This is a genomic window from Rhodococcus sp. IEGM 1351 (assembly GCF_030056875.1).
Classification (GTDB): domain Bacteria; phylum Actinomycetota; class Actinomycetes; order Mycobacteriales; family Mycobacteriaceae; genus Rhodococcus_F; species Rhodococcus_F opacus.
Genome location: NZ_JASHKU010000003.1, coordinates 404,302 through 424,063, shown reverse-complemented (window position 1 = coordinate 424,063; position 19,762 = coordinate 404,302). Strand labels below are relative to the sequence as shown.

The window sequence follows — 19,762 nt, the reverse complement described above, 5'->3', positions numbered from 1 at the left end:
TCATGCACGGATTCTATCGAATCAATCCATATTTATTTGCGAGACACACCACTAGTACGCACCGTCACCGACCGCCACAGCCCGCACCGTTTTGCCGATGATGAGGACATCTCCCATCATCGACCAGTTCTCCACATACGAGAGATCGAGCCGCACGGTCTCTTCCCACGACAGATCCGATCTCCCACTCACCTGCCACAGGCCCGTGATACCCGGCTTCACCAGCAGTCGGCGACGGACGGTGCCGTCGTAGGCCTCGACCTCCCGGCGCAGAGGCGGGCGCGGACCTACCACGCTCATCTCCCGGCGCAGAACGTTGAGGAACTGCGGAAGCTCGTCGAGGCTGTACTTGCGCAGAACGCCGCCCACGCGTGTGACCCGCGGATCTTCACGGATCTTGAAGAGGACGCCTGCACCCTCGTTGGCCGTCATCAGCGCCGCGACCTGTTTGTCGGCGTCCACCACCATGCTGCGGAACTTGAGCATCGGGAATGGACGACCGTCCAGGCCCACCCGCTCCGACTTGTAGAACACCGGGCCCTTGCTGGTCAGCTTGATCGTGAGCGCGGCCAGAGTCATCACCGGGCTCGTCAGGACGAGTGCCGATATCGCAAAGATCATGTCGAACACGAGCTTCGAAAACTTCTGCGCGCCGTGATATTGCGGCTTCTCTACATGAATCAGCGGTAATCCCGCTACCGGCCGCATCGACAGACGCGGACCGGACACATCCATCATTCCCGGTGAAACCACCAGGTCGACGTCGTGCGGCTCGAGGTCCCAGGCGAGCGCGCGCATCCCTTCGTGCCCGAGATGCTCGGTAGCCGTGACGGCCACGGTGTCGGCGTGACAGAACTCAAGCGAATCGATCACATCGAGCTCGCTACCGAGCACGGGAATGTCGCGGCCGGCGACGGTGATCTTGTCGCCATGGTCGCCGGAGTGTCCCGGAATGCAGACGCCCACCACGCGATACCCGTCGGCCGTACCTCGGGCGAAGGATTCCGCGAGGTTCCGGACGGCACGTTCGTTGCCCACGACCAGGACCGACGTCTGAAACTCTCCGCGCGACCGCTTACGCGCAATCACCTGACGCCACGCCCAGCGGCTCGCCATCAGAGCCACCAGCCCGACGGGAAACGCGATGGCGAGGTAGAGCCGAGCCAGATCGAGGCGGAACAACAGCGCCAGCATCGCGATGAAGCCGAACAGCCGCACGGTGGACACGAAAATCCGTCGATACTCGTCGGGCCCACTCCCGATCACCCGCACCGTGCGAGTCCGGAAGATCGTCAGGGTGGTCAGCCACGCCACGATCAGCAGAGCGGAGACGAGCGTGTAGCTCAGGTCGTGTCCCATACCGCTCGTGGTCAGGATGCCGCTGTCACCGAACCGCACCCACTGCGCGAGCGCGACCGCGGCGATCACGATCAGCGTGTCCGAGATCAGCAGACGTCGGATGTACGCAGCCTGCCACTCGCGGCGACTGTCCGACCCGCCCTCTTCCGCCGCGAACGCCGCTGCGTTCTCCGGAGCCCGAGACGAGTCGGGTGAAACATCGAATGCCGTCACCATTCGCCTTCCGAGCTCGAGCCATCCTGACTGGCGAGCTCGTGTGTTCTCACGACATGGCGAAGACGACGATCGCCCGATGTTTGCTGCCGCATCGATATTCGCACGCGGACCCCCAAGTTGAGACATCAAGTGATCAGGTTCACAGTAACCGATCCACAGGGCGGTACAGCCCTTCTGCTGCAGGTCAGCAGGTGTGTATATCGAGCGAATGACATTGCCCGGCGGACCATCTGATACCAGAGGTCACACGAAATGCTGGCGATCTCGCCGGCGAGCAGGTACGGTGCCGGCCGTAATTTACTCGCGGTCCGGATCCCGATAGCTACCTGCCCGCATTCTGAACGATCGGCCCGGAAATTCTCAGCATTTTCGCAGCTACGAATGTCGAGTACGGTAGCCTGGCTGACCCTTCGAGTGCGGCATACTAGTGTCGTGTGGTGGTGGACAATCGGGATCGTCATTGCGTGGGTGGTGTTGTCGATACCACTCGCAATACTGATCGGGAGAGCAGCCCGGCAAAAAGATCGGCGCGAAAAGTTGCCCCGCCGGCGCAAGAGCCGGACTGGCGGGCCGCCCGACCAGACCGCCGCATAACCCGGACACGCAACCAACTGTGGTTCTGTCCACCGAACGTTGCCGACGCGGCAAATCGGCCTCCCCTGATCGCGTCGCGCGTTTAACGGCCGGACTGGGTGCCCGACACCGAATGCCATCACACAAAACTGGGGCACACAGCGTTGCTGTGTGCCCCAGTTTCAGATCGGTACCGGACTTACACTCCGGCGGACCCACCCTCCGAACTGAAGGTCAGGAACGAAGCAAAGAAGTTGATCAATTCCGAGATGCTGGCGAAATCTACAGACATATTTCACTCCTGCCGAGGCGATGGTGTTGGAATCTCGATCCGTACCCCTGCCGGGCACTCGTTCTTTCTACACGAGTGGAAAGACTTTGCAACAGCAAGGGAGCCGAGGGCACGAACTTTCCCTCACGGCCCAACCCCCTCCTTCGCGATGCAGGCATGACGGCTAATCACACTAGGATTGATGTTTCGCCCATTCACATCAATCCCTAAGTAAGCCAACACAATACACGACTTGCCGAAATTTACCTGAACCCGGAAAGGTGACCACAAACCAGATCAACCGTAGCTTGAAGCAACGGACTTACGAACTCCCGCTCTTTTTCGACACCTATGAACCTGTTTCTTAACCACTTCTGATCTGGGGAGTGGGGTTTGCGGAAAAGCCGGCCACGACCGCTCATTCGCCGACCGGCAACGGCGCACCTCTAGCACGTGCAGAAGGGGAATCAGACACACCAGCGCGGCAGGGAGGTCTCGACCTGTGAGGCGGCGATCCACGATCCCAGGCCAGCCTCTGAGCCGGTTCCGCCCGCCCTGCACCTCCGACGATTCATCTATTCGCACGAGTCGGCGTGCGTCAGCAGGCGGGCCACTAGGATACTTCCGCTTCTGTATCGACGGCTCTGGCCGTGTGGCCGGATTCGATCCGGCCGCCCCTCCGCGTCATGTCTTCGCTCCTGAAACCTTAAGGGCACCAACGACGGACGCCGACAAATAATAGAACTTTCCTTCGGCTGAGTCCGTATGCCGGGAAGGCACGCACGGGAGGCACGCCCGCTGGTGGCGGGCCGCGTTTCGACGCCTGTCCGTGGTATCGACAACCCCGTCCTCCGCGCCTCCCGACCCGACCGACAGTCGCCTGGCCACCCGAAGCCGGGAACGCCACGCCGCCTTCCACGAATTGCTCTCGCAGGGAAAACTACATCGTGTATCTCCCGGACACTGCCACTAGACCGTAATGGTCCGGCGCTTCGCCCGCGTCGCCGATGCCCAAGATCTGCTGCCGACCACGCGGACCGGCCGCAGTCTGCTCGACGAGTACTCACCCTACCTGCGTGAACGCGTCGCCGGCGGATGTGTCGACGCGGCAGCCCTCACCCGCGAGATCACCGAACTTGGCTTCCGCTGCAGCGCCAAGACCGTGCGCCGATTCCTGCAGCCACTGCGCGCTGCCCACAACGCACCGCCCCCAGAGGCCGGCCGCGTCCGGCAGGTCACCGGGTGGCTGACCCGACGACCGGACCGGCTCACCAACGAGGACCGGGCCGGGTACGACGCGTTCCTGGCGCGCAACCCCGCGCTCGCCATCACCGGTCGACTCGTCCGGGACTTCGCCGAGATCATGGTTGATCGGCGCGACCACGACCTGAACGCCTGGATCGGCCGCGCCCGGCGAGAAGGGTCACCGGCACTTCGGTCGTTTGCTGCGGGCCTGGTCCGTGATCTCGATACCGTTACCGCGGGGTTGACACTGCCGCACGGTTCCGGCTGCATCGAGGGGCAGGTGAACAGGATCAAGATGCTCAAACGGCAGATGTACGGGCGAGCCAGCTTCGACCTACTCCGCAAACGCGTCATACACGCCGGATAGCTAGGCGCCCCGTGGTAATCACGAAAACTACGCCAGATCCATTCGGACGGTGGATTTGCGCAGACCAACCGGTGCGGGAGGATAGCCCTCATGACTCAATCGGGGGAAGCTGTTAACTCTATGCTGCTTGCAAAGCCGACGACAGGCCCAACAACTGACGCACCGACAGGGCAAGCACCGAGACAACGCATCCCGTGGCCTGACGCCGCCAAGGGGCTTTGCATCGCGCTGGTAGTCCTAGGGCACTCGGCCATCTGGTTCGATCAACAGGTCCACGGCAATGCAACGTTCTGGCTGACCGTCACCGACATCTTCGCCCCGTTCCGGATGCCACTATTCTTCCTGATCTCCGGCCTGATGTCCGTCAATGCGCTCAGCCGGCCACTGGACCTTAGCCGGAAACGAACCATCGGGCTGCTCTACCTGTACACGCTCTGGACGGCCCTGTTCCTAGCTCGTCTGTTCGTGCCAGGAGCAAGCGACGGCGAAGCCCCACCCCACGCCGTCGAGATTGCGGTGAGCATTCTGCTACCGACACCGTTCTGGTACCTCTGGGCGCTGCCGATCTACTTCACGTTGACCTGGGTGACGTTCCGGCTGTTAGCCGGCCGTTCTAGGCTGTGGGGTCTCGTTCCACTGGTGGCGCTCTCCGCAGTATCTCCGTGGGTCGAGGCTGCCACCGACACCGCAATGCGGGAACCACTCGATGCGCTCAAGTTGGGTCCGGCCACATCGAACGTCCTGTGGTTCTACCTCGGCGCGTGCCTTCCATCGCTGTGGTTCGCGTTGATGAAGCGTGCTCGCTGGAGTTATCTGGCTGGGTCGATCGCGCTGTATGCAGCGCTAATCATGCCGGTTCTGATGTGGGGTGTCGGTGACGAAGTGAAGGTCATCCTCGCTCCACTAGCCCTGCTCATCAGTAGCCAAGGGCTCGCGTTGCTGAGCATGGAGACCAGAGTGATGCGGTCGATGCAGTGGCTGGGCCGGTCGACGCTGCCCGTGTACATCCTGCATCTGTTCGCAATATCGGTGATCAGCGCAGCGGTCACCAAGACCGGACTCGGGGATACCCTGACGGTGCATCCCGTTGTCGAAACCTTGGTGCCGCTGGTGATGGCAGTGTCACTGACGGTGACCTGCGTGTGGGCCGGTCAACTCATACTCGGAAGCCGCTACACATCTTGGCTTCTCGAAGCGCCCCGAGCCCTGACCCGACCCCGGTCCGCCACCAGTAAGGGGGCGTAAGCGATGCCCGATGGCGTCACCTGCCCTCGTTGTGGACATGAACCTCCGAAGCCTCCCCCGGTGTGGATCTCCCGCATCCCGGTACTCGGGCCGCTTTATGAACGCCATGTCGCGTCGACGTGCGGGGAGGGCGTCGAGGGTCCGAGCGGCTGGAGAGTTGCGTGCGGATGCAGCCACCCATTCCACCTGCTCATGCAACGGACGCGGGGGCAGCTCTTGTCGACGACGTACCAGGTGCCCGAGGTCGACGACGAACACACCTCACCGACGACCGGTGAGTCGACAAGTTCACGGTCGCGGCCCCGTCGATCGACGTCGCCGGCACCTGCACCGTGTTGACGCTCTGTCGACTTCTAGATCAGGAAACCGGATACCGGCGATCGTGACGGCGGCCAGCGTGATCGCCACCGCGGCCACTGTTGCGTTGCACATTTTCAGCGCCGCGCTACTGCTCGTGAGTGTTGTCGACGACGCGGTGCGTGTAGTCGGCGGGTTGCGCAGGCTAAAAGGCGGTCGCCAACGTCTGCGTGGTCGAGTAGGAGTTCGCGGTGTCCAGTCCGCCCACCCCGATCGCCGTTCGTGCGGCTGCCGCATCGGTACCGGCGGCGATGACCACAGGCTTGTCGGTGACGCCGCCCACGCGGTGGACCACCACCACCACCACCGGAAGGTGCGATCTCTTCGATCTCGGCGATGACCTCATCGGAGAACTTCACCCCGGCTGCGGCCGAGTGGTCGAATGACCCGATTTGCCTGGGCACGACGGCCAGTAGGTGACCGCCATGTTGTCCTCGGCCGCAGCAGGCTACACGAACCCCCGCTTGAGGCTCGATGCGGGGATTGCCAACGCGAGTGTGTGCGGGATGGAGTAGGAGAACAGTTCGTGCGAGCGGATCAGGCGTCCGCAGTGGGCTGACGTGCTGCTCGGGTGCCTGCGTTGATGCCCGACCCGAGAAGGTCGGTGCGGGTGATGAACTCGGCAGTGTGTGTGAGGTCGTTTACCTTGGTGGTTTCCAGTAGTCGTAGGCGAACCGGCCGTCGATGACGCGCATCGACTTGTCGGTGCCGGAGGAGATCACTGGATCGTAGGGCATCCGGTGGTGAGCGAACTCGTGTGGCCCGATCCGTTTTTCGTAGGAGCCGCCGCCAAGCGGGTCGGACGGCTGGGCCACGTTCAGGTAGAAGCCATAGCCGTTTGAGTGTGTCGTTTATCGCTTGTGTCCCGGCCAGGAAATTCTCCGTCGCGGTATCCGTTCCGATCTCGTAGGTCCGCCCGAACCGACGGAGGTGTTCCAGATTGAGTCCGCAGCGAATGCCTGGGTGGCAGTGGTGCGAAAGAAGTTGGGCAGCTTCGACGCGGATACCCGGCCGTCGACCGGCTGCACCGCACCGGTCGCCAGCGCGCCCACCGAGACAGGGGCATAAGTGGCATCCAGAGCCGACGCCGTTGGGGTGTTTGACCCGTTGCGGAATGACGCGCGTTCTGGCCGATAGACCCAACAGTGAGCTGTCAGGGACCACACCGGCGTCCCTTCAGCGCAAAGCGCGGCTACACGAGCCCACGCCAGGGTATGTGGTGGGACCTGCAGTTACTGCACCAAAGTGAACCCGGCACCGTAGCTACCCTTTGCATTGATATCCGCCAGAATTGGCGTGATTTTCCCGTAGAACGTCGTCGGCTGGGTGCCGAAGTCCATACCGATGTTGAGGCCGACGAGCGTCTCCCCCACCACGATCGGACCGCCCGAATCGCCTTGCCACATCACCGCCCAGTTCTGGAGGTGAATACCATCTACCTTGCCGATGACCCCGCAATTCTTGCCGGTGGTTGCCCCGTGGTTGCACCCCATGTTCGACAGCGAGGCATCGCCGACAGTCGAGACGACGACGTCGGTGGTGTCGCTGTACTTGCTCGGCACGACAACATCCGGGTTCAGCCGGATCACTGCATAATCGAGTGCCGTGAACGTGCCGTCCGTGTTGCGCGAGTACACGTCGGTCTCCCAGCCGATCGGCCCTTTGCCAGCGTCACCAACCTTATAGACGGCCGTACCCGCGCCCTGATGGCAGTGGCCGACAGTCAGCGCAACCAAGCGGCCCGTGTTGTCGGTGCCGACCGCGCCGATCGTGCAGTACCCCTCGACGTCCGGATACGGGGTGTAGGCGGTACCAGGCCCGACATGGATGGTCGGTCCCGCCTGCGCCACCGGGGCGACACCGAGCGTCACCGCGAGCGCGGCCAGAACCGCGACCAAAGTCATCTTCATCCTTGTCTCCTGTTTCTCCGACTTGGGGAGCATTCTCCTGTTCTTCTTACTGGAACGCCCACTCACGGGGGGTGCGTGGCGACGAAAGCCTCGCATTCCGAGAGGCGCGAGGGACAAGCTGAGCAACTCTGGATGGAAGCGGTTCATGCCCTTGTCATTCGGAGGATATACACGGCTCATTTTGACTGGCCAGTGATCGAGTTGTCCATTTATGATCAGCTCGCATCGGTGGACCCATCCGATAGCCGGCGCGGAAACCCCGCCTTCTCCCCGACGTTGAGCGGGGTTTCGTCATACCTACCGGGAGAGTGCTCATGGACAGCGGCGTTTGGGATAGCCTCTTGGCATGTTCACCCAGTTCGTCTCGGGGCTGTTGCACGCCCTCAATTTCGGCAACGTGAGCTAGAAACGACGAAACGAAATAGCCAACCCTCCCGAAGTCGTAGGGCGTCGCCTACCCCTGTTCAGGGCCATTACAGCGGACGTCGACGTGCTGCTCCAGTTCGATGGCGAGGACTCCCGGGACTACCTCGAGGGTTGCCAGTCGGCTCGCGGGGACGGAACCGGAAATGATTCCGATCGTGCGGTGCACCGCGTCGACACGCATGCCCTCCTCGGCCAGCGCGACGCCGACCACGTCGATGTCCTCGACGTGGTCGGCGTCCACCGTGACACTGATTCCGACGATGCCTGGCACGATACGTCGAGCCCTTCTACCCGGATGCCTGAATCAGCCCGGCGCCGACATCGAGTGACGGCAACCCGAGCCGCCGGGAATGCTGGGTGAGCAGTGACCACAGATCGCGGCCGGTGCGCCCGGTCTTCTCACACCACAGGGCAGCGATGCCCGCGACGTGCGGAGTGGCCATACTCGTTCCATTCTTCGAGCCGTAGCGCGCAGGCATCGGCACCGACGAGAACACCCGCACGCCAGGTCCTGCCACGTCGATCTGACCACCGGCGACGGGGTTGCTCGCGGCAGAGAAATTGGCCAGCCCGAGATCGGGGTCGACTGCAGCGACGGCCATGATCGACGGACTGTTGGCGGGTACGCCCACCAGCCCCGGGCGCCCGGCGGCCCTGTTCGCGTTGTTGCCGGCCGCGGCCACGATCAGCGCTCCGGCCGCCAGCGCCCGCTGCCCCACCGTCTCGTAGGCGACCGACACCGACGCGACGTCGGCACCGAGCGACATCGAGACGATCTGACAACCGTTCGCGATGGCCCACTCGATGCCTGCGAGGATCCCACCGTCCACGCCACGCCCCTGATCCGACAGAACCTTCCCGACGAAGATGTCGGCCTCATGAGCCACTCCGTATCGGCGGGTGCCGGTCGCTGCCGCCGGACCGCAGGCCGTTCCGATGCAATGAGTGCCGTGTCCGTGCCCGTCCTGGGGTGCTGCGCCCGGAACGAACGACTGGGCCGTGACGGTGCGACCGTGGAAATCCGGGTGGGTGAGGTCGAATCCGGTGTCGAGGACGGCGATCCTGACACCGCGCCCACTGCATTTCGACGTCGTGGTGCGCGTCGCCTGCAGTCCCCAGGTGAACTCCGGCGTATCCAGGAACTGGTCGAGGTCTACTGGCGCGGCTGCGCCGTTCTCAGGCCGTGCTATCTCTACGACGGTGTCTTCACTGTCCAGCGCATGGTGGACCAACTCGGGTTCGACCGAGAGGACCGCGACGTCGGGCGAGGCGGCCGCCGTGCGGAGTGCGGCCAACTGGTCTGGGTCCGCGGTCACCACTGCAATTCCAAGTTCGTCGAACAGAACTGCGTCGGACACTCCCGCCAGTTCGAGATCCATTGCCGAAGAAACTAACTCGCTACTTCTTGTTACGGTCGAGACGCCGGTGAGGGACCGTAGGAGTGCTGTGGGACCCGCTCGCCTCCCGTCGTCCGTGAACACCACGACCTGACGGCCCGTCGTCTCGGCCCGCGAATCGGCGACGGGCCCGTCGCCGTCACGGTCGGAATCTTGTGGAAATATCACTGTTTCGTCCTTTACTCTGGATCGCGGCGCGCTCGTCGTCGCGTCAATGTGTCTAACTACCTTCAGTTTTCGATCGCCGGTGACGTTCGTGGGACTCCCTCCACTCTCCGGCGCGGGCACCCGAATTCCGCGAGTGGCGCGCTACCCGAATTTGTGGCGGGCCGGGCTGTCCGGGTGAGTAGTTAGGTTCATGCGACCGCAGAGATCACGTGGTACCAGTCGACGACGACGGACCTCACTCCGATCGATGCGATCATCGTCCGGATCGGACCGTCCAGGCACAGCTGGCTGTCGACGTGCCGAGCATCAGAGCAACCGCAGATGCTCTGTGCGGCCCGCAACCCGATCAGGATCTCCGGAGAGGATTCGGATCGGCTGCCCTCGATGAGGAGGGCTTCCTCGTCGACGACGCGGACCGCGACGTCGTGTCGGTCGGCGACGTCGCCGACGATCAGTGCTAGGTAGTCGACGTCGTCGACGCGGGTGGCGATCAGTCGCGCCGTGCCGGTTCCCACCGGCACGACTTCGTCCAACACCAGGACAGCGGACTCGGATTCATGGAGTTCGACTCGTCTCGCCGTCCAACTGAAGAAGGGCTCCGGCCGCGCGGTCATGACATGCTCCTGCAGTTCGACGCAATAACGTTCCGCGATATCCATTCAGCGTGGCCCGGATATCGGCTAATCTCGCGAGTAGCGTCCTACCCGATCGTGCGGACATACCTTCGGTCGCTCTCGAAACCGAACTCGTGCCCGTGTCTCGCAGCTCAACCCATCGAAGTCTCTGGAGTACTGCGGCCTAAAGCGGCTCCAAGGTTGTATTGCACTGTTTCGCTGGAGAACTCGCGTCCAATTCTCGACTCGGTGCTGTCACCGGTGGCGCGAGAATCTAGAATCAGTGCATGGGTCCGACGTGGCCTCTGATTCAGCGGCAAGTCGAGTTCTTCGCGATCACCGCGTCGCTCACGGCTCGGTCCGGGGGATGCGGTGTCGTCCTCACGGGCGATCCCGGCGTCGGCAAGCCCACCCTCGCAAGGTTCGCCACCGAGTCGTTGCCGCGTGACGTGAAATGGGTGGCGGGCACCGAGTCGGCGCGAAGCATCCCGTTGGGTGTGTTCGCTCATCTGGTCGGGGCGTCCACCTCCCGGGATCCGGTCGCCTTTCTGTCGGCGGCGCGGCAGGCGCTCCTCGACGACGGCCACAGTCGCGACGTGGTGATCGGTGTCGACGACGCGCACCTCCTCGATCAGCTCTCGGCGACCTTCCTTCATCAGCTTGCCCTCGACAGGGCGGTGCACATCGTCGCCACCGTTCGCAACGGCGAGACCGTGCCCGACGCGATCACGTCGTTGTGGAAGGACGGTCACCTCCTGCGGCTCGAATTGGCGCCGTTCAGCCGAGAACAGAGCATCGAGTTGATCGAGTCCGTGTTGGACGGCCCCCTCGAGGGGCTGAGCGCGGACATGATCTGGGAGGCGTCGGGCGGGAACGCGCTGTTCGTCCGGCATCTGGTGGAGGGCGCTCTCGAAGCGGGGACGCTGCGCCGTTCCGGTGGGGTCTGGCAGTTGCGGGGCCGTGCCGCCATCACCTCCGAACTCGCCTCCCTGCTGGAGCACCGGATCGATCAGATTCCCCACGACGTGTTGCAGGCGTTGCAGCTCCTTACTTTCTGCGAGCCGCTCGATCTGGACATCCTCGGTCAGCTCGCGGGTGACGACGCAGTGGAGGAGGCCGAGCGACGCGGCCTCGTCAGAATCGTCGAAGACGGACACCGCCTCGACGTCCGCTACACGCATCCACTGTTCGGTGAAGTGATTCGACGACGCGTGGGGCGCGCTGCAGGCCGGAGGCTCCGAGGACAGCTCGTGGAGGCTCTGAGCAGCCGGGCCGTGGTCGGATCTTCGAATCGGATTCGCCTGGCAGAGCTGGCTCTCGACAGCGATCGGTCGGTCGAACCCGATCTGTTGGTGAACGCGGCGGAGGATGCGATCGGTTTGGCGAATGTCCCTCTGGGGGAACGGCTCGCGCGCGCGGCGCTCGACCAGACCGGGACCTTCGAGGCCGCCGACCTCCTGGCCCGAGCATTGCTGTGGCAGGGGCACGCCACCGAGGCGGAATCGTTGCTGCTGTCTTTTTCTCCCGACAGCCTGGACCAGGTGCAACTGGTGCGCTGGGGTACGTCGCGGATCGCAAACCTGTTCTGGGCGAGCGGCGAGTCGGAGAAGGCCGACGAGGTCCTCGCGGTACTTCGCGAGAAGGTCACGCATCCCAGTCTCGTCCCGATCATGCGAGGGCATCGGCTCGGTGTGCGCGGTGTTCGAGAATCGGCCCGAGGAAGCAGCAGCGGCGGCGAAGGCGATTCTGGCCGCCGACTGAGTGCTGCCGTGGGCGATCGAGTGGGCGTACTTCGGTGGCGGGTTGTCCCTGGCACTCATGGGACGCGGAGGCTGTGTGCCGGAACTGGCGGCACGCAGCGCGGCGGTGGCCGATCAGATCGACGGGTTGCTGCGGTTCCCGGCCGCGCACGGCGAGATCCTGGCGTTGACCCTCACCGGACAGTTTGCCGCGGCGCAACACCGGGCCGAGGAATACCTCTCGTTGGCGTCCAGCGGCCGATACGTTGCGTGGGGGCTTGCGAACATCCTGGTCGGGACGGTGGAACTTGCCCGCGGCCGGTTCACCGACGCCGCGGGTCGCCTCGAGCAGGCGATCGCCGCCCTCAACGTCGGCGATACGGCCGACGCCATCTCATGGAGTTTTCCCGCCTACATCGCGCTCGGTCAGTCGTATGCGGAACTCGGCCGCATTCACGAGGCGGACGGCATCATCACCGCAGCGCAGGCTCGGAACGGCCGGCACGTGGCCGTGTTCGGGCCCCAACTCATGATGTCGCAGGCGTGGCTCGCCGCAGCACGGGGTGAAACCTCGCGGGCCGTCGACCTGTCGCGGTCGGCAGCAGAGTGCGCTTGTCAGTCAGGACAATTCGGCATCGAGGCGGTCGCGCTTCACCTTGCCACCCGGTTCGGCGACACGACTACCGCCACGCGTCTCGCCGAGTTAGCCGACATCTGCGACGGCGAATTTGTCGACATCGTTGCCCGTCATTCGGCGGCTATGCCGGCAGGCAATGGATGCGGTGTGGCATCAGCAGCAGCCGAGTTCGAGCGAATTGGTGCCCTGCCGGACGCCGCTGACGCGTATGCTCGGGCAGCGATCGCGTTTACGCATGCCGGCGACAAGCGGCGTTCGATCGAGTGCGCTGCCGCGGCCGAAGCCCTGTCGGCCCGATGCGATCACATGTCCTCTCCTGCGCTGGTGGAGGCAGCCCACCCACTCCCCCTCACAAGTCGTGAGCGTGAGGTGGGGTCGATGGTTGCGGCCGGATTGTCGAACCGCCAGATCGCCGATCGGTTGTTCGTCTCGGTGCGGACGGTAGAGGGTCATATCTACCGTGCGTGTATGAAGCTCGACGTCGCCGATCGCAACGGTCTTGCGCAGGCGATGGGACGACGGTTCGGTGACACCGACCGGACTCCGGGCACGACGACATGCCGACTCGGCAACAGGAATCATCCTGTTGCAGAGTCGGCATGGTTCCCGGGTCAGGAGGCTCGGGGCCGGGCCCGGTTGTGCGCCGGTATCGGCTTTCGTTCCCAGTCGACCTGCCGGGGTGGGATGAACGTGGGGTGCCGGTCGGCTCCCATCTCTATCTCCCAGTCACTGTGGTGCAGCAGCCGGTGGTGGAATCCGCAGAGCAGCACCAGGTTACCCATGTCGGACGGCCCGCCTGCGGACCAGTGAATGATGTGGTGACCTTCGCACCAGGACGGCGGCGCACCACACCCGGGGAACGCGCATCCTCGATCCCGCGCCACCAACGCTTTTCGCTGCCTCTTCGTGACTGTCCGGGTGGAGATGCCGAGGTCGAGTGGCGCTCCGTTGTCGTCGAGCACGATCGGCGTGTAGATCGAATCGCAGCTGAGGAGCCGGGCTGCCCTGAGACTCAGTGGCCCCATCCACTCGGTCCACGCCACCCCATCGACGGCGAAGAGCGAGTCGTCGGACGAAGCGGCATCCTGCTGTGCTCGTGCACTGCAGTCGGTGTGGTCGGCGAGATCTTTGGCGTTGACGTGGAGGGAGACGTGTGGTCGTTCGCCGCCTTCTTCGCCCGCGATCCCGGAGTCGAGATAGCGGCGCAGGAGTTCGGTGAACCCGTCGGCCCGCCGCTGCCCGGGAGTGCGGGGGTCCTTGGTTCCGTCCTGCGCGGGCCGTGGCTTGGACAGTCCGGAGAGCGCCGACAGCAGCATCTCACCGGTCACGGCATCCAGGTCGCCTCTGACGGCGACGCGTCCGTTGAGTGTCTTGGATGCGTGGAACTCGTTGAGGTCGGTGTCTTCACTGGGCGGCGGATCGTCGGACTCGAAGGCGCGTTCCAGCCTGGCAATGACGGCGCGCACTGCGTCCGTGTTCGCGGTGGGACCGGTTGCGGCGAACAGCAACGCATTTCGGCAGTCATCCAACGCTTCGAGCGGCATGCCCTTGGGTGGCCGTTCGCAGAACTTCATGATCAGCGCTGCGTGCTCCGCCGAAATGTTGGTGTCGAAGTACTCGTCCGCGATCTCCGGCTGGAGACGCAACCCTCGGCCCAACAGCACGATTCGCCCCGCCGCCCCCACCTCGAGAAATGTCTTGGAAGCCAGCCACATCTTGGTGTTCGGAAACCCCAGCACATCAACCTTGCAGCGATGGTCGACGGCACCGACGAGCTTGACGCGCAAGGCTTCGAGCCGCTGAATCTCGTCCGAGATACGAACGACCGAATCGAGCACCTCCGCCTCGGCCAGACGCCACGCATCACCGACCGCGGTCGCCAGAATCTCGTCCGACAACGCCCCCTGGATATCTCCCCCGAGCCCCATGTTCGAATCTTACTTCGAACGTTTGTTCGAGTCAATGGTTTCGTGACAGCCGCGACCTTCGGGAACCCCACCGAAGAAGTCCCGGAACGACATACGAAGTACGCGGACGGGTGGCACGCTTGACGGTGTGACGACCCAGGACCCGGCGACCGAACCCCACCGCAGTCGCTTGCGCCGTCTGCGTGCCGCGTGGCGGAGGAAGCTCGATCCGAGTGAGCAGTCGGCGGTGGTGTCGTGGGGCGCGTTCACGCTGACGTTCGCGGGGGTGCGGGCGCTGACTCATTGGATCAGGCGCGGGCATGGACCGGCCGGCGGTGGGTTGAGTCTCCACGGCCGCCATTTCCATCATTACAACCTCGGCATCGCGGCTCTGGCCGGGGTCGGGGCCGTGGCGGTACGTGGCTCCGAGAAGCAACGCCACCATCCGACGGTGCCGATCTCATACGGCGTCGGCACCGCGCTCATCGTCGACGAGTTGGCGTTGCTGCTGGACTTGCAAGACGTCTACTGGGCGAAGGAGGGGCGGACCAGCGTCGACGCCGCGGTGATCATCATCGGGCTCGGCGGACTGATGACCGCAGGTTTCGAATTCTGGCCCGCAGCCCAACGCGCGCTCACGGAGCCGACGTAGGCGGAAGCGCACCGGGCAACCGGGCCGTCCCCCACGGCTCGATGTCGTAAACGGGGATGCAGTCCAGGCCTCGGGCGCGCACGCGCTGCACGACCGCCGCATCCGCCGACGCACCGGTCCCGTCGGCGACGGCCTCGGTGACGATCGCGCACAGCACGTCACCCTGGAGTTCGCGTACGGGTTTCAGCCCCTGCTCCACCGTCCAGTGCCGCACGGCGGCCCAGTGCGTCACTTCGGTGACGGTGGATGGGTTGCCGATGAACAACACACTCCGCGTGACATTTCGCCCGCCCGCGGCAGCCGATGACTGCACCTGAATCTCCGCCTCGGTGCACCACTCGGACGCCACCTCGGCCAATGTGGTGCTCGCAATCGTCGACATCTACCTCGTCCTGTTCCTGCGTCCGACTCGCATGAGAGTCATCCTGTCGCGAATCGGGCGTCGCGACTGTCCCCCGATCGGGCCTTGAATCGGATGATTCGACTGTCCCCCGATCGGGCCACAGCGCCTGGGGTGCGGGGGGCCGCAGAAGAAGGCGACCGCCGACGAACCGCACGAGTCGGTCGGCGCGGAACTCGCCGGAATCGCGGGCGAGGCCGGAATCGGCCCGAGCGAACTCGTCCACGACCAATCCGTCAACGGCGCAGGCAACCTCCCACGGACACTGAAACCGTTACCCTGAAAACCATGCCGACGGACCGCGGACTCAAGTTCATGAACGCCGCCCACCGCGCCCTGCTGCGCATTACCGGCGGGCGGGTGGGGCGGAGTTTCGGCAAGATGCCGGCGGTGGAGTTGACCACCGTCGGCCGCAAGACCGGGAAGGTGCACAGCGTCATGCTGACCGTCCCGGTGCGGGAAGGCGACACCCTCGTCGTGGTGGCCTCACGTGGTGGCGACGACCGCAACCCCGCGTGGTTCCTGAACCTGCAGGCCAACCCGGTGGTCCAACTGTCGCTCCAGGGAAACCCCGCGCAATCCATGCGCGCCCACGTGGCAACCCCCGAGGAGCGGGCCCGTCTGTGGCCGAAAGTGACCGCCGCCTACAAGGGATACGCCGGCTACCAGAAGAAAACGGACCGCGAGATCCCTCTGGTTCTGCTCGACCCCACGACCTGACCGCGGTCACCGCCGGCAGAACACGGTTCGGTTGCAGTCCGGCGCAGTGAGCCGGTTCCACCCTTAACCTCGACCTCACCCTTATAGATTTGCGGATTCCGGGCGGGCAAGGTTGGGAGTGACGTGAACACTGACGATGCTGCGCTGCACAAGTCCGGCACCCGACACCGTCCGCGGCGTGGGTGGATCGTAACGACGCTGATGCTTCTCGTCTTCATGGGTGCGCCTGCCCCGTCGGCGACGGCCGAAGCGATCGTGCAACCGGTGGCCGCAGACCCGAGCGTCGTCCGCGCGTCCGACGGCATGTTCTACATGTATACGACCGCCGACGACTGGGGCGACGGCCAGGGTATGCACAACATGTCGATCTTCAAGTCCGCTGACCTCATGGACTGGATGTACCTCGGCGACGTCTTCCCCGACCGGCCCGCGTGGCATCCGGACGGCAAGCTCGCGTGGGCACCGAACGTCCTCGAGTCCGACGGCCAGTACAGCCTGTACTACTCGCTCTACGACGAGTCGAACCCGTGCATCGGTCTCGCCACCGCCGACAGGCCCACCGGACCGTGGACCGATCTGGGCCGCCCGGTGTTCTGCGCCCACGACGTCGGCGTCGGCGGCACCATCGACCCGTTCGTGTGGGACGACGGCACGACGAAGACGATGTTCGTCGGCAACTTCCAGGGCGTCCACGCCATCCCGCTCAGCCCGGACGGGACCGCGGCGGCCGGCGAACCCGTACGGGTGGCGGACGAACGCTTCGAGGGCCCCTACGTCGAATTCCACGACGGCTACTACTACCTGTTCCTCTCCGCCGGCAACTGCTGCAACGGCGCCGACACCGCCTACCGCGTCCTCGTCGGCCGGTCGGAGTCGCTGACGGGGCCGTACCTCGACCGGAAGGGTCAGGACCTGAACGACGGCGGCGGCGCCCTCATCCTCGCCGGCAGCGAACCGTGGGCCGGGCCGGGCCACAACACGGTGGTCTCCGACGACGCGGGCTCGGATTGGATCGTTTACCACGCCATTCCGCGCGACAACCGGGATCTGCCCAGCGGAGCCCGCCGGCGCGAAGGGATGATCGACCGGATCGTGTGGGCGAACGGCTGGCCCGAGGTCGGTGACGGATCGCCCGCGTCGACCGGGCCGGCGAACCCCGACACGGATCTGCCGGTGCGGGTCACGCTGCGCGCCGATTCCGACACCACGCTGCCTCCGGGCGGCGGGACCGTCGACACCACCATGCTCGTCGAGGCCCCCGACGATCGTCCCTACGCGGGGCAGGTGTGGGTGAGCGCCGTGTCGCCGGACGGCCAGACCAGCGATCCGTTCTTCGGGCCGGTCGATGTAGACCTGCAACCCGGCGAGGTGTTCGAGGAGGCCATCGCCTACACGGTCCCGGGAGATGCGGTCTCGGGGACCTATTACGCCTACGCCTTCGCGGGCACCTTCCCCGACGAGACCGTCGAGTTCGGCACCGTTCACGCCGTTAAGTCCGGCGAGGAGGCCAGGATCAGCCCGGTCCGCTCGGTGTCGCTGCACCTCGGCACGGTCGCGCGCTGACGAGGCAGCCCAGTACGGAACAACCGATTCGGTGTCCGATTCTTACTTCGACAACTGATTCCGCAATGTTTCTCGCCTATCGCTATTGAAATAGTGGCCAGCGTAGGTCAGGATGGGTGCCACGGTGACGTGCCTCACACGTCACCTTTCGGTCATTCCACCAACAAAGGTGCTCCATGCTGCAGACAGTGTTCGAGAAGAATCAACCGAACGCGAAGGTCGTCGACCATGCGCTCCGGCGCACCCGGTTGGCACCGTTCTGGATCGAGGACGTCGCCGACACCCCCACCTACCCGGCCGCCTCGGCCGACGCCGCGTACGACCTGGTGGTCGTCGGCGGCGGATACACCGGACTCTGGAGTGCTCTGCTCGCGAAACAGCGCCACCCCGAACTGTCCGTCGCCCTCGTGGAGGGCGAGACCATCGGATGGGCGGCATCCGGCCGTAACGGCGGGTTCGTCGAAGCCAGCCTGACCCACGGCAGCGAGAACGGACGACGACGCTGGCCGGGGGAGATCGACGCCCTCGAAGCGCTCGGGCTCGAGAACCTCGACGCCATCGAGAAGACCGTCCACACTCTGGGGTTGGACTGCGATTTCGAACGGAACGGCGCGATCTCGGTCGCGATCGCCGATTACCAGGCGAAGGACGTGTTCGACACGCCGCCGAGCGCTACCACCACGGTGCTCGACGGACCCGCGATGCGCGCGCAGGTGAACTCGCCCACGTATCTGGCCGGTGTGTGGGACAAGCAGTCCACCGCGCTGGTGCATCCGGCCAAGCTCGCCACCGAACTCGGCCGGGCGTGCGCGGAGCACGGTGTCGAGATGTTCGAGCACACCAAGGTTCTCGATCTCGTCCGCTCCCGATCGTCGTCCCGGGTGGGCGTTCGGACGGCGGCCGCGACCCTGTCGGCCGGACGAGTGATCCTGGCAACCAATGCTTTTCCGTCCCTGCTGAAGAGGTACCGGCTGCATACGGTTCCGGTGTACGACTACGTGCTCATGACCGAACCACTGTCCGACGCACAGCTCGCGGAGGTCGGATGGTCTGCGCGACAGGGCGTCGCCGACATGTCCAACCAATTCCACTACTATCGGCTCACCCGCGACAACCGAATCCTCTGGGGCGGATACGACGCGATCTACCATTTCGGGCGGGGAATGCACCACGACCTCGAAGACCGCCCCGAGTCCCACACGAGGCTCGCGAGCCATTTCTTCACGACGTTCCCTCAGCTCGAAGGCCTCGAGTTCACCCACAAGTGGGGCGGCGTCATCGACACGTCGACCCGCTTCTGCTCATTCTTCGGTTCCGCGGCGAAGGGGCGGATCGCATACGCGGCCGGCTTCACCGGTCTCGGTGTCGGCGCCTCCCGCTTCGCGGCGAACGTCATGCTCGACAAGGTGTCCGGCGAGACGACGGCGTTGACGGAATTGGACTTGGTGAAGTCCATGCCCCTCCCCTTCCCGCCCGAACCGTTGGCGGCGGCCGGTATCAACGCCACCCGATGGTCGCTCGATCGCGCCGATCACACGGAGGGCCGGCGGAACCTCTTCCTCAAGGCCCTCGACGCGGTGGGATTGGGATTCGACTCGTGAGCGACCCCGCGACCGGGGTCGTCGCCTGGGAATCCGGACCGCATACCGATGCTCGAACCACCGATCTCGACTACCACCGCCTGCCCGAAGAGCAGGTGATCGGCGACAGCGTGCCGATGGTCGGCGAACGAGTGCTCGGCGACTTCGCCGGTGTCACCGTCGGCGTGTGGGAGATCGAGCCCAGCACCTCGTGCGACGTCGAGATCGACGAGGTGTTCATCGTGCTCAGCGGCGACGCGACCGTGCAGTTCGAGGATGGCACCCCGGATCTCGAGCTCGGTCCCGGAAGTGTCGTCCACGTGCGGTCCGGCCAGAAGACCCGGTGGATCGTGCGCGACACGCTGCGGAAGATCTTCATCGCCGCACCGGCAATCTGATATGTACGCGGGTTTGTC

Annotated in this window: 15 protein-coding genes and 1 pseudogene; 8 read left to right on the top strand and 8 right to left on the bottom strand. The window is 64.7% G+C overall.

Annotation, left to right across the window (positions count from 1 at the left end; genetic code table 11):
• Window positions 1-51: 51 nt before the first annotated feature.
• Window positions 52-1,575, bottom strand: coding sequence for a sugar transferase (locus QM806_RS07970; RefSeq protein ID WP_283290972.1), 1,524 nt, complete (start codon window positions 1,573-1,575; stop codon window positions 52-54).
• A gap of 1,823 nt (window positions 1,576-3,398) precedes the next feature.
• Here QM806_RS07970 and QM806_RS07965 point away from each other — a divergent pair.
• Both QM806_RS07965 and QM806_RS07960 read left to right on the top strand, forming a co-directional pair.
• Window positions 3,399-4,031, top strand: a complete 633-nt coding sequence (locus QM806_RS07965) for a transposase (protein ID WP_283290970.1) — start codon at window positions 3,399-3,401, stop codon at window positions 4,029-4,031.
• Window positions 4,032-4,121: 90 nt separating this feature from the next.
• On the top strand, window positions 4,122-5,276 hold the full coding sequence (locus tag QM806_RS07960) for an acyltransferase family protein (protein WP_283290969.1): 1,155 nt from the start codon (window positions 4,122-4,124) through the stop codon (window positions 5,274-5,276).
• A gap of 502 nt (window positions 5,277-5,778) precedes the next feature.
• Here QM806_RS07960 and QM806_RS07955 read toward each other — a convergent pair.
• From QM806_RS07955 to QM806_RS07935, 5 genes are all read right to left on the bottom strand, one after another.
• Window positions 5,779-5,979: a hypothetical protein gene (locus QM806_RS07955; protein ID WP_283290968.1), complete on the bottom strand. Its 201-nt coding sequence runs from the start codon at window positions 5,977-5,979 to the stop codon at window positions 5,779-5,781.
• Between the two features lie 886 nt (window positions 5,980-6,865).
• Complete coding sequence (locus QM806_RS07950; protein ID WP_283290966.1) at window positions 6,866-7,543, bottom strand: chymotrypsin family serine protease; 678 nt, start codon at window positions 7,541-7,543, stop codon at window positions 6,866-6,868.
• 454 nt (window positions 7,544-7,997) lie between these two features.
• On the bottom strand, window positions 7,998-8,240 hold the full coding sequence (locus QM806_RS07945) for a hypothetical protein (protein WP_283290964.1): 243 nt from the start codon (window positions 8,238-8,240) through the stop codon (window positions 7,998-8,000).
• Between the two features lie 16 nt (window positions 8,241-8,256).
• Window positions 8,257-9,534 carry a S8 family serine peptidase gene (locus QM806_RS07940; RefSeq protein WP_283290962.1) on the bottom strand — a complete coding sequence of 426 codons (1,278 nt, stop codon included), beginning with the start codon at window positions 9,532-9,534 and terminating at the stop codon, window positions 8,257-8,259.
• Window positions 9,535-9,722: 188 nt separating this feature from the next.
• On the bottom strand, window positions 9,723-10,148 hold the full coding sequence (locus tag QM806_RS07935; RefSeq protein ID WP_283290960.1) for a hypothetical protein: 426 nt from the start codon (window positions 10,146-10,148) through the stop codon (window positions 9,723-9,725).
• A 287-nt stretch (window positions 10,149-10,435) separates the two neighbouring features.
• Between QM806_RS07935 and QM806_RS07930 the strand changes: the two are divergent.
• Window positions 10,436-13,040: pseudogene (locus QM806_RS07930) on the top strand (LuxR C-terminal-related transcriptional regulator); the annotation flags it as partial.
• Between the two features lie 95 nt (window positions 13,041-13,135).
• Here the strand turns inward: QM806_RS07930 and QM806_RS07925 are convergent.
• On the bottom strand, window positions 13,136-14,452 hold the full coding sequence (locus tag QM806_RS07925) for an HNH endonuclease signature motif containing protein (RefSeq protein ID WP_283290959.1): 1,317 nt from the start codon (window positions 14,450-14,452) through the stop codon (window positions 13,136-13,138).
• Between the two features lie 127 nt (window positions 14,453-14,579).
• Between QM806_RS07925 and QM806_RS07920 the strand changes: the two genes are divergently transcribed.
• The gene (locus QM806_RS07920; RefSeq protein WP_271213914.1) at window positions 14,580-15,083 is read left to right on the top strand and encodes a hypothetical protein; all 504 of its coding nucleotides are present in this window, start codon (window positions 14,580-14,582) and stop codon (window positions 15,081-15,083) included.
• Here the strand turns inward: QM806_RS07920 and QM806_RS07915 are convergent.
• Window positions 15,067-15,465 carry a hypothetical protein gene (locus tag QM806_RS07915; RefSeq protein ID WP_007300758.1) on the bottom strand — a complete coding sequence of 133 codons (399 nt, stop codon included), beginning with the start codon at window positions 15,463-15,465 and terminating at the stop codon, window positions 15,067-15,069. The genes QM806_RS07920 and QM806_RS07915 overlap by 17 nt on opposite strands.
• 306 nt (window positions 15,466-15,771) lie before the next feature.
• On the opposite strand from QM806_RS07915, the gene QM806_RS07910 reads away from it, so the two are divergent.
• From QM806_RS07910 to QM806_RS07895, 4 genes are all read left to right on the top strand, one after another.
• Window positions 15,772-16,203, top strand: coding sequence for a nitroreductase/quinone reductase family protein (locus tag QM806_RS07910; RefSeq protein ID WP_005264044.1), 432 nt, complete (start codon window positions 15,772-15,774; stop codon window positions 16,201-16,203).
• A 123-nt stretch (window positions 16,204-16,326) separates the two neighbouring features.
• Window positions 16,327-17,766: a family 43 glycosylhydrolase gene (locus QM806_RS07905; RefSeq protein ID WP_133986276.1), complete on the top strand. Its 1,440-nt coding sequence runs from the start codon at window positions 16,327-16,329 to the stop codon at window positions 17,764-17,766.
• Window positions 17,767-17,942: 176 nt separating this feature from the next.
• Window positions 17,943-19,367 (top strand): NAD(P)/FAD-dependent oxidoreductase, encoded by a 1,425-nt coding sequence (locus tag QM806_RS07900; protein WP_120659551.1) that lies wholly within the window; start codon window positions 17,943-17,945, stop codon window positions 19,365-19,367.
• Window positions 19,364-19,744 (top strand): cupin domain-containing protein, encoded by a 381-nt coding sequence (locus QM806_RS07895; protein WP_283290958.1) that lies wholly within the window; start codon window positions 19,364-19,366, stop codon window positions 19,742-19,744. The genes QM806_RS07900 and QM806_RS07895 overlap by 4 nt, the downstream gene beginning before the upstream one ends.
• Window positions 19,745-19,762 lie beyond the last annotated feature (18 nt).